At 45.4% G+C, this 15,246-nt stretch carries 13 protein-coding genes; 3 read left to right on the forward strand and 10 right to left on the reverse strand.

From position 1 onward, the window contains the following. Positions 1-21 precede the first annotated feature (21 nt). The 3 genes from L3V31_RS08020 to L3V31_RS08030 all read right to left on the reverse strand — a co-directional run bounded on the left by L3V31_RS08020 (position 22) and on the right by L3V31_RS08030 (position 3,276). Entirely contained in the window at positions 22-954 is a 933-nt protein-coding gene (locus L3V31_RS08020; RefSeq protein WP_237315563.1) for a class I SAM-dependent methyltransferase, read from the reverse strand. Positions 955-984: 30 nt separating this feature from the next. After that, positions 985-1,677 (reverse strand): TIGR01621 family pseudouridine synthase, encoded by a 693-nt coding sequence (locus L3V31_RS08025; protein ID WP_237315564.1) that lies wholly within the window; start codon positions 1,675-1,677, stop codon positions 985-987. Between the two features lie 228 nt (positions 1,678-1,905). Continuing rightward, positions 1,906-3,276: a sodium-dependent transporter gene (locus tag L3V31_RS08030; protein ID WP_267135927.1), complete on the reverse strand. Its 1,371-nt coding sequence runs from the start codon at positions 3,274-3,276 to the stop codon at positions 1,906-1,908. Positions 3,277-3,701: 425 nt separating this feature from the next. Between L3V31_RS08030 and cls the strand changes: the two genes are divergently transcribed. Together cls and L3V31_RS08040 are read left to right on the forward strand one after the other, a co-directional pair. After that, positions 3,702-5,156, forward strand: a complete 1,455-nt coding sequence (gene cls / locus L3V31_RS08035; protein WP_237315566.1) for a cardiolipin synthase — start codon at positions 3,702-3,704, stop codon at positions 5,154-5,156. Positions 5,157-5,395: 239 nt separating this feature from the next. Then, entirely contained in the window at positions 5,396-6,601 is a 1,206-nt protein-coding gene (locus L3V31_RS08040; protein ID WP_237315567.1) for a cystathionine beta-lyase, read from the forward strand. A gap of 63 nt (positions 6,602-6,664) precedes the next feature. On the opposite strand, the gene L3V31_RS08045 is transcribed toward L3V31_RS08040, so the two are convergent. The 7 genes from L3V31_RS08045 to pspA form a co-directional block, all read right to left on the reverse strand. After that, entirely contained in the window at positions 6,665-7,228 is a 564-nt protein-coding gene (locus L3V31_RS08045; RefSeq protein ID WP_237315568.1) for a DNA-3-methyladenine glycosylase I, read from the reverse strand. Positions 7,229-7,305: 77 nt separating this feature from the next. Continuing rightward, complete coding sequence (vmeI, locus tag L3V31_RS08050) at positions 7,306-10,407, reverse strand: efflux RND transporter permease subunit VmeI (protein ID WP_237315569.1); 3,102 nt, start codon at positions 10,405-10,407, stop codon at positions 7,306-7,308. Further along, positions 10,404-11,489, reverse strand: a complete 1,086-nt coding sequence (locus tag L3V31_RS08055; RefSeq protein WP_237315570.1) for an efflux RND transporter periplasmic adaptor subunit — start codon at positions 11,487-11,489, stop codon at positions 10,404-10,406. The genes vmeI and L3V31_RS08055 overlap by 4 nt, the downstream gene beginning before the upstream one ends. A 1-nt stretch (position 11,490) precedes the next feature. Beyond that, positions 11,491-12,522, reverse strand: coding sequence for an efflux RND transporter periplasmic adaptor subunit (locus L3V31_RS08060; protein ID WP_237315571.1), 1,032 nt, complete (start codon positions 12,520-12,522; stop codon positions 11,491-11,493). Positions 12,523-12,692: 170 nt separating this feature from the next. Further along, positions 12,693-13,082, reverse strand: coding sequence for an envelope stress response membrane protein PspC (pspC, locus tag L3V31_RS08065; protein WP_237315572.1), 390 nt, complete (start codon positions 13,080-13,082; stop codon positions 12,693-12,695). Next, a complete protein-coding gene (gene pspB, locus L3V31_RS08070; RefSeq protein WP_237315573.1) occupies positions 13,075-13,308 on the reverse strand; it encodes an envelope stress response membrane protein PspB in 234 nt (77 codons plus the stop codon). Before pspB ends, pspC begins: the two co-directional genes overlap by 8 nt. 14 nt (positions 13,309-13,322) lie before the next feature. After that, positions 13,323-13,994, reverse strand: a complete 672-nt coding sequence (gene pspA, locus L3V31_RS08075; RefSeq protein ID WP_237315574.1) for a phage shock protein PspA — start codon at positions 13,992-13,994, stop codon at positions 13,323-13,325. 232 nt (positions 13,995-14,226) lie between these two features. On the opposite strand from pspA, the gene pspF reads away from it, so the two are divergent. Then, positions 14,227-15,237, forward strand: a complete 1,011-nt coding sequence (gene pspF / locus L3V31_RS08080) for a phage shock protein operon transcriptional activator (RefSeq protein ID WP_237315575.1) — start codon at positions 14,227-14,229, stop codon at positions 15,235-15,237. The last annotated feature ends 9 nt before the right edge of the window (positions 15,238-15,246 follow it).

Here is a 15,246-nt window from a genome sequence, read left to right on the forward strand (position 1 = left end):
GTTTTATTTCGAAATAATGTCTTAGCTAAACAACAAAACTTTCAGTGCCGCTTCGCTGTCCACATCCATAAACTCAGGCGGGTTATCCAAACGCTGGCGAAACGTAAGTCCTGGTGCCTCTTCTTTCATGCTTTCAATTAAGAATTCACTGGTCACGGATGGTGAGTTCACACACGCCATGACTTGACCACCTTCAGCCAACAAATCAGGCAATCGACGCAGAATCTTTTTATAGTCTTTGGTAAGCGCGAAGCTGCCTTTCTGGAACGAAGGTGGATCGATGATAATCAAATCGTACTGACCAGATTTCTTAATTTTGCCCCAAGACTTAAAGATATCATGGCCCATAAAGCTGACTTGGTTTATGTTGTGTCCATTCAGCTTGTGGTTCTCGCGACCTTTCGACAGCGACGCTTTTGCCATATCTACGTTTACGACTTTATCCGCACCACCCGCAATGGCAGCGACAGAAAAACCACACGTGTATGCAAACAGGTTAAGTACGTTTTTATGCTTGGCATTTTCACGCACCCAATCACGGCCGTAGCGCATGTCTAAAAACAAACCAAAGTTCTGGTTGCGGCCAATATCCAACTGGTATTTCAGACCACTTTCTTCGACAACTGGACGGGCATCTAACTCACCAATGAGTACTTCAGAAGGTGCGCCGTCGGCATAGCGATGCTGAAGCACCATCGTGCGACCTTGCTTTTCCGCCCACAGTGACGATTCCGCCAAAGCTTTGAGGCCACTTTTAAGTTTGGCAAGAAACGCGTCATCAACTTCTTTAAACAAGTTGATGATCAACTGACCTTGTAACCAGTCACAAGTGATTTGCTCTAGGCCTTCAAAACGACGGCCACGACCATGAAACAGTCGACGAATTTCATTTGGAGCTTGCGCCAGCTCGGTTTCTAAATGCTGGAAAAACAGCGGAAGTTGTGATGCTTGCATCGAGTTCTCTTTTCTAATCTTTTTTAAACTTTATTTGATGGTTGGCCAGTTCAGTTTCCAAGGGGAAAGCCAAGTGTCCAATCCCTGGGAGACAATGTCACTGTGCCATTTTCCACCAAGCACTTCGTATTCTCGCGGATCGCAGACAAAGCGATATTGCTCATCTTGATATTGGAAACATAGTGAGAAGGCATGCAGGTAACCGCGGTCAGCCTCGTTCCCCGCATTATATATCGGATCGCCAACAATACCTGAGCCGACCGATTTTAATGCCACGCGGATTTGATGCGTTTTACCTGTGTGTGGCTTACATAAAAATAAGCGCTCTCCCGGCTCTGCGGCAAGGGAGAAAAACTGTGTTATCGCAGGGTTGTGTTTGCTGTTTACCAGCTTCCATGATGAACGGCGCGAACGTTCCATATCGCCAATGACCAACCCTTGCTTCTTTTTCGGCTTTTTCGAGCCAATCGCCAGATAAAACTTTTCCACTTGGCGATCGGCAAAAGCTTGAGATAACACGCTGGCCGCTTTGGCGTTGCGTCCGAGGAGCAAAATACCCGACGTCATTTTATCCAGTCGGTGGACGAGATAAAGCTGCTCATCACCACTCTGCTTGGCCACTTCTTGCAGCAGCATTGTGTCACCATCGTCTTTATGAACGGAGACGTTGGGATGTTTATTGATGATCAGAAAATCTGTATGGGTATGTAGAATATCGAACATAAAAATCTGGCTCCACGTTTGGAGCCAGAAGTATACCGATTCTGATTGATTAGGCGAGCTTAAACTGCCCCATTAGGCCTTTACGTTCCCCTACCGTATGCTTTAAGCCTTCGGCATTTTTTGAGTGAACGTGTGCGAGCGCCCACGAATTATCAAGTCAATATAGATAAGTAGCTAGCATAAAAAAGGGAGCCTACCAAGGCTCCCTTTTGAAAGATAGATGACTGGTTAGAGCTTCTTCGAAAAGATAGCTGCCAGGCCTATAGTCACGATACCTAGTACCATGATTTCACCTTTACCACTGTCAAATCCTGATTTGATACCCATGAAAGCAACAATTGCAATCGCCACTGGAATAACGAATTTCACTAGGTTGTACCAAAGCCCAAATAGTGGGAAAGATACTTTACCGTCATTCGTGATCTCTTTTTCAAGCTCATCACGATTCAGTCGCCAACCAGCGAAGATACACAGCAACATACCGCCAACAGCCATAAAGATTTTGTCAGTGAGTAGGTCGAAGATGTCAAATGCACCGGTACCAAATAGTGTTGGCCCCATTCCACCGAGAGACAAAGAAGCGAATACACACAATATCGCCATTACCGAGCTCGCTGAAAGCACGGCACTTGAACGCTTCATGCCCTTTTCATCAATGAGATAAGAAACCACAACTTCAAGTAGTGAAACTGACGAGGTTAAGGCAGCCGCAGTCAGACCAACAAAGAACATGATCGCAAACAGGAAGCCGATAAGCCCACCCATTTCAGCAAACAGTTGTGGCACAACAACGAACACTAGACCTGGGCCTGCTGCTGGCTCAATGCCGAAAGCAAACATCGCTGGGAACATAGCAATACCCGCAAGGATTGCTACGCCAGTATCCATCGCTGTGATCATACCTGTAGTTTGCACCACATTTTCTTTCTTCTTAAGGTAAGAGCCGTAAGTAATCATACAACCCATACCCAAACTTAGTGAGAAGAACGCCTGACCAAGCGCGGCAAGTACGACACTGCTGTCTACCTCAGAGAAGTCTGGCATGAACAAGAATTCAACCCCTGCCATTGCGCCTGGTAGCATCAGACCTTTTATTGATACGACAATCAAAATAAGGAATAGAAGTGGCATCAAAACCTTACCCGCCTTCTCGATACCGCCAGAAATGCCTTTCATAACAATGAAGATATTCATGAACAGGTAAAGCGCCATCCATATTAGAGGCTGGATAGGGTCAGATATAAAGCCACCGAAGCTATCACCGATGGCTTCAGGTGTACTCAACAAGCCCCCGCCTACTTTAAAGATGTACGCCAGAGCCCAACCGCCAACAACTGGGTAAAAACCCATGATCAACAGACCACTCAGCACGCCCATCACGCCAGTAAACGTCCAGCGGCTATCGGTTGATTTAAATGCACCAACTGCAGATCGACCAGTTTTACGACCAACCGCGAATTCGGTCAGCATCACACTGAAACCAATAAAAATGACAAAGATAAGGTAAATGGCAACAAATGCGCCACCGCCACCCTCTCCCGCCGTGTATGGGAATTTCCATATATTACCCAAGCCAACAGCGGAACCCGCTGCGGCCATAACGAAGCCTAATTTAGACCCCCACGTATCACGTGGTGCTGTATTAGTTGTAGCCACGTTTTATCTCCAAAATTAAATGTGTTGTGTTTGCATAAAAATAGGCGTCGAAAATGTGTGTTTATATTAAGTTACACACTTATAAAATTATTGTTAGACGCTCTATCCCATCAGTAAACCAGTTCCCCGTTAAAATTAAAAGTCTCAGCAAGTATATTTATCGCACAATTGCTGCATCACGCATGTTATATGCTGCTTTTTTATTCATCGGTTAAAGATTAACCTTGCAATTAAAACATCAATAACAGATTCCCCTGTTATGAACTCAATCCCTCATATAAAATCACTTTAATTCTTAGCAAGAAAGCTATTTCCCCAACACACTTTTATGCCTAATATCCTTAATGGGCGTAATATTTTGAGCGTATATGGATAAGTTTTATCATTTTCTTACACTTGCTGGCATCGGGCTGTATTGGTTACTCGTCGCTGGTGTCACCATCCGTGTGGTTTTAAAACGCCGCGCCGTGAGTGTTTCGTTAGCTTGGCTAATGATCATTTATATTCTTCCGGTTCTTGGTGTAGCCTGTTATTTCCTTTTCGGCGAACTTAATTTAGGCCGAAAGCGAGCTGAACGTGCAAAAGTGATGTTTGCCCCTTTTGCGGAGTGGTTCAGCCAACTGAATGATTGCAACGCACACATGCCAGAAACCATGGGGCGTCATATCTATCGCATTGATGAGCTGTGTAATAACCGCCTCGGACTACCCGCATTAAGCGGTAACACGCTCTCGTTACAACAGACGCCTGACGAAATTTTGCATTCGATTATCGAAGATATCGAAAATGCACAAACCAGTATTCGGATGGTGTTCTACATTTGGCACCCAGGAGGCTTGGCAGATTCCGTTGCCTCAGCGCTTATTCGAGCATCCAAACGTGGCGTAGATGTAAAACTCCTGCTTGACTCTGCTGGCAGTCCACGATTTTTCAGAAGCCCTTGGCACAGGATGATGAAGGACGCTGGCATAGAAGTGATACAAGCATTGGAAGTAAATATGTGGCGTATTTTCTTGCGTCGTTTAGATCTTCGCCAACACAGAAAGATCATCGTTATCGATGATGAAATCGCCTACACCGGCTCGATGAACCTCGTTGATCCGGCTTACTTTAAGCAAAGTAGTGGTGTCGGTCATTGGATTGACATTATGGTTCGAATAACTGGCCCAACGGTTAATGTGTTGAGTGCAATTCACTGCTGGGACTGGGAAGTCGAAACCGGCGAACGCCAATTTCCCAATCGGCCGGAATGTAATATCGATGGTTATCACTGCCAACACCCGATACAAGTGGTTCCATCAGGTCCGGGCATGCCCGAATACCTCATTTATCAGGTACTAACGTTAGCCATAAACCAAGCGAATCGTTCGGTGCGAATCACCACTCCGTATTTCGTTCCAAATACAGATTTACTGGAAACACTGAAAATGACCGCGCAACGAGGCATCGATGTCGAACTTATCATTCCTCATAAAAATGACTCGGTAATGGTTCAATGGGCTTCTCGTGCCTTTTACAGTGAACTTCTCACCGCGGGTGTGAAGATTTATGAATTTTATGGCGGATTGCTGCATACAAAATCCGTGGTTATTGATGAGCAATTTTGTTTGGTCGGTACAGTAAATATGGACATGCGCAGCTTGTGGCTGAACTTCGAGGTTACGCTGGCAGTCGATGATGAAGACTTCACCAAAGAGATGTCTTGTCTACAAGACAGCTACATCAAACAGTCCTATCCGGTTGAAAAGAAGGTTTGGGATAAACGGAGCCTGTTCTCTCGCTTCTTAGAACGCGTGTTCTATCTCTTTAACCCGCTTCTGTAATGCCCTCAGCCTGTGAAATAAACTTCAATCCCGCGCTAAATTTCTTGACGCGGGATTGTTTGGTCGGATTGCTGTGAACCAAAAATAATTGAGATAAAACTAATCACGCTCTTTGGGTATTCTCTTACGCTATTAGGTGTTCCAAGTGGTTATGGTTCGATAGTTGAGTTTTCCCTTGCAAACAACCCGTAGTCCATGTTTTAAATAATCAAAATCGTTTTATTAAACAGGGAATTTATATGTCAGAGGGTAAAAAGACCAAACTGATTACCGCAGGCCGAGATAAAAAGTGGACAAACGGTGTTGTTAACCCACCCGTTCAACGCGCTTCAACCATCGTATTTGATAGTGTTGCCGAGAAAAACCAAGCGACGATGAACCGCGCAAACAAAACGCTATTTTACGGGCGTCGCGGTACCAATACACACTTTGCTTTTCAGGACGCTATGGTTGAGATTGAAGGCGGTGCGGGATGTGCTCTCTACCCTTGTGGAACCGCAGCGATTTCGAACACAATCCTGTCTTTTGTAGAGACAGGCGACCACATCCTTATGGTTGACACTTGTTACGAGCCGACTCGTGATTTCTGTAACGTCATGATGAAAAAAATGGGTATAGAGACAACCTACTATGACCCAATGATCGGCGCAGATATCCGCGATCTGATTCAACCTAACACCAAAGTACTTTTCCTTGAATCACCTGGTTCTATTACCATGGAAGTACAAGATGTTCCGACGCTTGCCCGAATTGCCCATGAACACGATATCATTGTGATCCTCGACAACACGTGGGGAGCAGGTGTTAACTTCTCTCCGTTTGAGCATGGGGTTGATATTTCTGTGCAAGCAGCGACCAAATACATCGTCGGTCACTCAGACGTCATGCTGGGTACGGCGGTCGCTTCAGAGAAATACTGGGATCAGTTGCGTGAACAGAGCTATTTAATGGGTCAGTGTGTTTCGCCTGACGATGTGTACCTCGGCCTTCGCGGTCTACGTACTTTAGATGTTCGTCTTCGCCAGCATGCAGAAAGCAGCTTGAAAGTGGCTAAGTGGTTAGCTACACGACCTGAAGTAGAACGAGTACTTCATCCGGCACTAGAAACTTCCCCAGGGCATGAGTTTTTCAAACGCGATTTTACCGGCGGCAATGGTCTGTTCTCATTCGTACTGAAAACATCATACCCTAAAGCCACAACCGCTTTACTTGATGGCATGAAACACTTCAGCATGGGCTACTCTTGGGGTGGCTTTGAGAGCTTGATTCTTGCCAATGAACCAAGAAGCTTTAACAGCTTGCGTACTGTTGCGCATCCTCATTTTGAAGGTACGTTAATCCGTCTTCATATTGGTTTGGAAGATGTCGACGACTTGATCGCCGATCTGGAAGCTGGTTTAGCACGATACAATGCTCTGATTCTAGAGAAAGAAGTTTCAATGTAGAAAGATGTAGCCAATCAATGCCCTCATCTTGAGGGCATTTGCTAATAGTCTGGTTTAATTAGCCTATACCGTTTTACACGGACATCCGACGATATGATCATCTACCATTCCGACCGCTTGCATAAACGCATAACAAATGGTTTCTCCGACAAATTTAAAACCTCTTTTCTTGAGAAATTTACTCATCGCTTTTGATTGCTCAGTAGAAGCAGGTACTTCGCTCATATCCTGCCATTGATTAATCACAGGTTTATGATCGACAAACTGCCATAGAGCCTCTGACAAACTTCCATACTCATCAATCAACTGCTTAGCTGCTTTCGCATTGCTGAACACTGAATTGATCTTGCCGCGATGTTTCACGACATCAAAATTTTCTACGATATATTCAGCGCGTTCTTCACCATGCTGTACCAACGCATCTAAATCGTAATGTTCAAATGCTTCTCTGTAGCCTTCTCGCTTCTTCAGTATGGTTATCCAGCTTAGCCCCGCTTGTGCACCTTCTAGAGTGATAAATTCGAATAGCACTTTATCGTCATGCACGGGGATTCCCCACTCTGCATCATGATACTCACGCTCTAACGCGTGGTTCATCGCCCAAGCGCAGCTTTTGTGTTCTGTCATTCTAAGTCCTTATAAAACGCCCCTGGCTTAATAGGGTCTGTTGACCTAGCCAGAGGCGTTAACGATTTATGCTAATTCTATTTCGGTACGGCGACTCTGTGGAATAGACGATACAATACAGGAACAACAATCAAAGTTAATACCGTCGCAAAACCTAAACCAAACATGATCGTCACCGCCATTGGTTTGAAGAAAATATCGGGTAACAACGGAATCATACCTAGAATCGTTGTGATAGCCGCCATGCATACAGGTCTGACACGGCTCACCGCTGCGTCGACAACCGCATCATAAGCGTCTTTACCTGACCTCATTTCAATTTCGATTTGGTCGAGCAGGACGATTCCGTTTTTCAGTACCATCCCCGACAAACTTAAGAACCCTAGCAACGCCATAAAGCCAAATGGTGTATTCAGTGCCAACAAGCCGGTCGTAACACCTATCAGAGCCAGTGGCACGGTCAGCCACACTATCAATGGTTCTTTGACCGAGTTGAACAGGAATACGGTAATAAGGAACATGAACAGGTAACCCATTGGCATTGTGGTAAACAACGATGCTTGAGCATCACCTGAAGACTCGTACTCTCCCCCCCACTCGATAGAGTATCCCGCAGGCATCTCGATGGCTTCAATTTGCGGTTGCAGACGTTTTTGCAATGTTGAAGCAGTTTCTTGACCCAAGATATCCGGATCAGCCATCACTGTGAGCATACGTTTACGATTTTTGCGAACGATGATTGGGTCTTCCCAACGCATGTCATAGCCCATCGTCACTTGTTGAAGTGGAATGAACTCACTTTTCGCCGGGCTCCAAATTTTCATGCCTTCAATGTTACGAATATCAATCCGTTCATCTTCAGGTAGTCGAGCCACGATTGGCATCAATGTTGTTCCATCACGGTAAAGACCAATGGTCATACCCGAAAACGACATGGAGAGATAATCATCGACATCTGACTTAGTGATGCCGTAACGGCGAGCTTGGCTTTCGTTAAACTGAGGCTCGAGAACCTGAGTACGCTCTCGCCAATCATGTCTAATATTCGTCGCGGCAGGGTCCGCGTACATAATATCCATCACTTGAGCTGCGAGAGTGCGAAGCACCGTTGGATCAGAGCCGATGAGTCGCGCTTCAATTTTCGCACCACCACCAGGGCCTAACTCAATTTGTTTGAGTTTATAGTTAATTTCTGGGTAATTGGCTTTTAAATACTCTCGGAAACGCACCATTAATGGCTCAAGCGCTTCATAGTGAGTCATTCGAGTGGTGATTTCACCGTAAGCGGCGTAACTTTTCTCTGGTGCATACGTCAACATGAAACGCTGTAAGCCTTTACCCGCAGTCGTTGTAATATGCTCAACATTTTCTTGTTGCGCTAACCAATGTTCAAGTTCGTTCAACTTATCATTGGTTGCTCTAATATCCGTGCCTTCTGGTAACCAAACATCGATCTGGAAAATCGGTGTTGTTGAAGACGGGAAGAAAGATTGTTTTACAAACGTAAATCCATACACACTGACCGCAAGGCCGGCAATCAACACCACAACCGTGAACCAGGCGCGACGCATACAGAACTCGAGAAAGCTCTTGTAGGCAACAAAAACAATACCATTATACGGGTCGTTATCTTCCCCTTCTACTTGCTTGATCTTCTGGCCTTTGAAGAAAATGTCTGCAAAAAATGGCGTCAAAGAAATCGCAGTAAACCAGCTCAGCATCAAAGAGATAAGCAGCACGGTAAATAAAGTACCACAGTACTCACCCGTGGAGTCCTGAGACAATCCAATCGGCGCAAAGGCGGTTACTGCAATGATAGTCGCCCCAAGCAAAGGCCACTTAGTCTGAGTGACAACATCAGTCGCAGCTTGTAAACGTGTTCTTCCTTTTTGAGTGCCGATCAATATCCCTTCAACAACAACGATGGCATTATCCACCAGCATCCCCAAAGCAATAACCAAAGCCCCTAAAGAAATACGCTGCAGGTCAATCGCTAGGTACTTCATAAATATGAAGGTACCAAGCACGGTTAACAGCAGGATCAAACCTATTAACAAGCCAGAGCGAAGCCCCATGAAGAACAGCAATACGATGATCACTATCCCAACCGCTTGGGCGAGACTAATTACAAATCCGCTAACCGATTTATCCACCTCTTTCGGCTGACTGTAAATTTCTGAAATCTCGATTCCGACGGGCTGTTGATATTTTAACTCTGCAAGTCGGCGATCAAACACTTTCCCCACTTCAACAACGTTGACGCCTTGTGCAAACGAGACGCCGACATTAAGTGCTAAGCTGCCATTGAAGTTAATTATGTTCTTTGGAACTTCAACGTAGCCACGTTTAATTTCGGCCACATCTTTAAGGAAAATCAACCCCTGAGCACCAACCTCGGTAATTAATAAATCACCCAACTCATCGACATTTTGGAACTGCCCGGTAGGCTGGATTCGGATATACTCATCGCCGATTCTGATCGCACCTGCATCTGAGATAACGTTTTGAGTAGAGAGAAGACCAAATACCGTATCAGGAGACAGGCCCAGACTGCTCAATTTTTTCATCGAGATTTCGATAAAGACCTGCTCTTGCTGCTGGCCAGAGACTGAAACTTTGCTCACTCCCTCCACAAGCTCAAGCTCTCGCCGTAGATAATCAACATAATCCAGGAGTTCTTTGTAGCTGTAACCATCCCCGGTTACCGCAAGTAAAATACCGTATACATCACCAAAGTCATCAATAACCTGAGGCTCGTTCACACCCGGCGGTAGTGTGCCTTTCAAGTCATTCACTTTACGGCGTAATTCGTCCCAAATTTGTGGTAAGTCATCCGGACCGTAGTTGTTTTTCATCGTTACGGTAATTTGGGATAGCCCTCGGCTTGAAATAGAGTTCACCTCATCCACATACGTCAACTGCTGAATCGCTTTTTCAAGCGGGTAAGTCACCTCTTCTTCCACTTGCTGAGGTGTCGCTCCGGGATACGAAGTCACCACCATGGCGTCTTTGATGGTAAAAGCAGGGTCTTCCAGACGTCCTAACCCAAAAAATGCCGCGATCCCGCCGATCAAAAAGATCAGGGAAACCATCCAGCTGATCACGCGATTTTTAATAAAATACGCTGCGATACCTGTTACGTCTTCATCCGTTTGAGGCACTTTGCTTTGCTCGCTCATAAACCAGCCTCCTGCTCAACCACTTCTACTTTCATGCCTTCCCTGAGCCTCGAAACACCAGCGACGACAACTTGGTCGTCAAGTTCAAGTCCATCCAATACTTGTATGGACGCCTTGGAGGCTTTGCCTGTGCGGATCTGTCTTCGAGAAACGGTATTATCGCCCTTAAGTACCCAAACGAATTTATTTTCGCGACTAAGATCGTCTCCATCTGCGTTAAAAATCGCTTCAATGGGAACATTGAGTCCTACATCCAAATCCAAACCGACCTTTTCGTCCTTTGATGTGACTTCAACTGCCATTCCATCGAGGATATATTCATCTTTTGGCATCGGTAGTGAGAGAGTTACCGTAAAGGTGCCAGTGGCTGGATCTGGCTCAGTAGTAAATTCTTTTACGGTTCCCGTGTACTCATTACCGCTCGGAACTCGCACCACCGCCTGAATAGAGGTGAGCCTTTCTTCTGTCGGCGGCTGGTTTACATACAAACGATCCGGCAATTGAATCAAAACTTCGAAACGGTCAAGACTGTGGATATTGACAATGTGTTGACCAACCTGAACGTTTTCAAATTGGTCGATATTAACCCTGGAAATGATGCCATCTACCGGCGCTTTTAAAGTTGTGAATGACAAACGCAACTGAGCAAGCTTCAACTCTGCCAGAGCAATTTGGCGTTGGGCGGCAATTTCGTCAAACTGGGATTTCGCCAGTAAGCCTTTATCGACAAGAGGTCTTGAACGGCGGTATTGGCTGTCCACCACAGAAAAACGAGCCGTGGCATTGTCCACATCCAATTGATAATCGGTAGGATCTAACGTAGCGATAACGTCATCTTTTTTCACCATATCGCCCTCTTTCACCCTAACACTGCTGACTTCTCCAGCAACTCTGAAACTGAGGTGTGAACGATCTGCCGCATTGGCTACGGCAGGAAAGTACAGGTTATCGTCTACCTTGCTTCCTTCTAGTGAAACCACTTTTACGCGGGGTGTTTCAACCTCTTTTTCAGGACCTTTATCACCACAACCAGATAGGAAGAGAGGCGAGCATAGAATAGCTAAGGCTATCATTTTTCTCATATTACAACCCTCTTTCCTTAACCCAGGCTCTCACTTTGATACCGGGTTCTATCACGTTGACGCCAGAAATTACGATCACATCACCATCATCTAGACCTTGTAGAACCTGATTTTTTTCATTCAATGTAATCGCGGCTTTGGCAACGTTACCTTGCTCATCGACGCGCCAGACGTAGCTTTGCCCTGATTCTTCAAACAGTGCCGAATCTGGTATCGTCGCCGTACCTGAGTTCAGTGAAGTAACAAGCACGTTGCCGGACATCCCCGGTAATATCCCAACCCCTTCCGGTCTTTCCATCACCATGGTTACTTTATAACTGCCCGTTTTAGGATCGGCTTCGGTATCGATTTCCTGAAAAGTTAAATCAAACGACCGCTCAGGGAAGGCATCAAACTCCATTTTTGCCGAGACATTCACCCCCGGAGCGTAACGATTAAGCAGGTGACTGGGAAGCTGGAATATCACCTTCATCAATTGATTGGTCTGGATATTCATCACGCCTTCTTTTGCGGCAACGTATTCATGGTTTTCCGCAGGAAGGTATGAAATCGTACCATCATAAGGTGCAACGAGCTTGGTGTAGCTCAAGTTCGCTTTCGCCTGATCCCACTGAGCTTTGGCGGAGTTATGATTGGCTTTGGCTTCATCAAAATCCTGTTCTGACACGACTTGATCGACTCGAAGCTTTTTATACCGCTGGTATTGGACATCCGCGAGCGCAAAATTTGCCCTCGCTTGTTGCTCTAGAAGCGAGTATTCATCAGGGTTCAATGTTGCCAACACATCACCTTTACTCACGAGCTGGCCTTCATGAACGTCAATCGATTGAAGTAGCCCGGGCACGCGAAAAGCTAATACGGCTTTATCGCCAGAGTCAGTCGTAGCAGGGAAATAACGCTCAAACTGTGAATTACCTACAGAGACGGTAAAAAGCTTAGCGGGGCGAGATTCTGGTTCTGGAACCGGCGGAGGCTCTTTACCACAACCCGACAAAGCGGCCGCAATGGCCATCGGAATGAGCAACTTTTTCATGACATTCATCCAATGAATACAGAGACTACATTTAAAATAGATGAACAATGCTCAAGCTGCCACATAAGACAGGGATAATATTTCTTTAAAATTAGTGATTTGTAAAAGGAAAGCAGGCTGAGTGCCTGCTTTTTGATATTGCTAAGAAATTGCTGCTTTGTGAGGAAGCCTCAGAGCTTACTGAATTCTCTGTTTACTCTGAATGTATCGGAAGTCACATACGCTTCCATGTTGCGAATTTTGCCATCAATACGGTCGAAGTCGCGCTCAAGCACACTCAAGAACTCCTCGGGGCTTTGACCTTTCTGCCATGGTTTACTTTTTAAAGTATGATCTTGCTGTGCCTTGATGTTTTCGGAATACGTCACTGGTTGTTTCTCTAACATAAATGCCAACGCGACATACGCGAGAAGCACCAAAAACGTACCACCTAGCAAGCCAGCAGAAATAACCAAGATACGAATAAGCCAGACTTCCACACCAAAGTAGTTGGCAAACCCGGCACACACACCAGCAAGTTTTCCATTTGCAGGATCGCGATAAAGCTCTCGATTACTCATACTTGCGTCTCCACGTTGGTGACTCAGCGTCTAGAATGCGTTCCAATGTATCTACCCGAGCCTGCATCGATTCTGCTTTTTCGGATAGTACCTGAAGGCGCTCCAGATCTTGGCTCGACAGTGCACTATCCGTTTTTCGTTTACTGCGATAGTGTAAAAAAAGCCATAGTGGAGCGACAAAGATTAAAAAGACAATCAGTGGTCCAGTCATAAAAAATGTCGACATAAATGGCTCCTTTCTTATTTATCTTTTGATGACATTTGTTCTTTCAGTTTTGCCAGCTCTTTTTCGATTTCATCTTGCGCCTGAAGCTCTGCAAATTCCTGCTCTAACGATTTTGACTGGCCGGTACTCGAATATAGGTCGGCTTCAGCTTCCAACTCGTCGACTTTACGCGAGTATTGCTCAAACTTAGCCATGGCTTCATTGGTACGGCTAGTGTGAAGGTGTTTTTGAACATCACGACGATTAGATGCCGTTTGGTTGCGGATCGCTAATGCCTGCTGTTTCGCTCTTGTTTCGGCAATTTTGTTTTCCAGCTTGCCAATTTCACCAGTTAACTTATCAATGGTCTCTTCAACCAAAGTTTGTTCAGTATGAAGGCCTTTAATAACCTGTTCTAGTTTTTGCTTCTCGATCAGCGCTGCACGCGCTAAATCTTCACGCTCTTTCACTAAAGCAAGGCTAGCTTTTTGACCCCATTCATTAATTTGGTCTTCCATCGCCTCAACTTTACGAGCCAACTCTTTTTTGTCTGCAATCGCTTTCGCTGAGTTAGTACGAACTTCTACAAGCGTGTCTTCCATTTCTTGAATGATGAGACGGATCATTTTTTCAGGATCTTCCGCCTTGTCCAACAATGCACTGATGTTTGAGTTAACGATATCTGCAAAACGAGAAAAAATACCCATGACGGAACTCCTCTTTTTTCCTATTAAAACCCGACAAGGTGATGATTCTCCTTGTGCCTACCTAAACACATAACAAGTTACGTGCCAACTTGTACTTTACTTTAAAATCAATGATTTATGTACTTTGTTGTTGTTATGCGCCATTGTGCTATGATGTTTTTTACCAACTGTTGGTGAATTTCACCAATTCCATATTGAATTCACACCTAGGCAGCTAAGTAAGAAGGAATCTATGAAGCAAAACCTGATTGGTGAATCACCCGCTTTTCTCGCTGTATTAGATAAAGTATCACAACTCGCGCCAATTGAACGCCCGGTTCTGATTATCGGTGAGCGCGGAACAGGTAAAGAGCTTATTGCACAGCGTTTACATTATTTATCAAGACGTTGGGACAAGCCACTTCTGTCATTAAATTGTGCTACATTGAGCGAAGGTTTGATTGATTCTGAATTGTTTGGCCATGAATCCGGCTCGTTCACAGGTTCAAAAGGCAAACATAAAGGTCGCTTTGAGCGAGCAGAGGGCGGCACTCTCTTCCTCGATGAACTGGCGACTGCACCGCTGTTAGTACAAGAAAAATTGTTGCGCGTAATCGAATATGGCGAGTATGAACGTGTGGGTGGGCACACCGCTCTGAATGCAGACGTTCGGCTAGTCTGCGCGACCAATGCAAACTTACCTCAACTTGCTGAACAAGGTGATTTCCGAGCCGATCTGCTCGATAGGCTCGCTTTTGATGTCATCATGCTACCTCCACTTCGTGAACGGAAAGAAGATATTCTCTCTTTAGCGGAATACTACGCCATCAAGATGTGCCGCGAGCTTCAGCTTGAGTATTTCGTTGGCTTTACCGCTGATGCTGAACGCTCACTACTTGAGTACCCTTGGCCAGGTAACGTTCGAGAACTGAAAAACGTCATTGAACGCGCTATATACCAACATGGTACAAGCGATGCGCCAATTGACCAGTTGATATTCAACCCTTTTACGACGGTTTGGGATAACGCGTTAGGTTACACAAGTGAACAGGACGAGCCTGAGCAAGAAGTCACAGAACAAAGCGTGCACGTTCAGTTCCCGCTCGACTATAAACAGTGGCAAGAAGAGCAAGATATAAGCTTGCTCAACCGTGCGCTGGAAGAAGCTAAGTTCAATCAGCGTCAGGCTGCAGAATTGCTCGGACTAAGTTACCATCAATTGCGTGGAATGGTTCGCAAATATGGATTAGTCGGACAAAGTTGATTCCGGGCT

Source organism: Vibrio sp. J1-1 (genome assembly GCF_021728395.1).
Classification (GTDB): domain Bacteria; phylum Pseudomonadota; class Gammaproteobacteria; order Enterobacterales; family Vibrionaceae; genus Vibrio.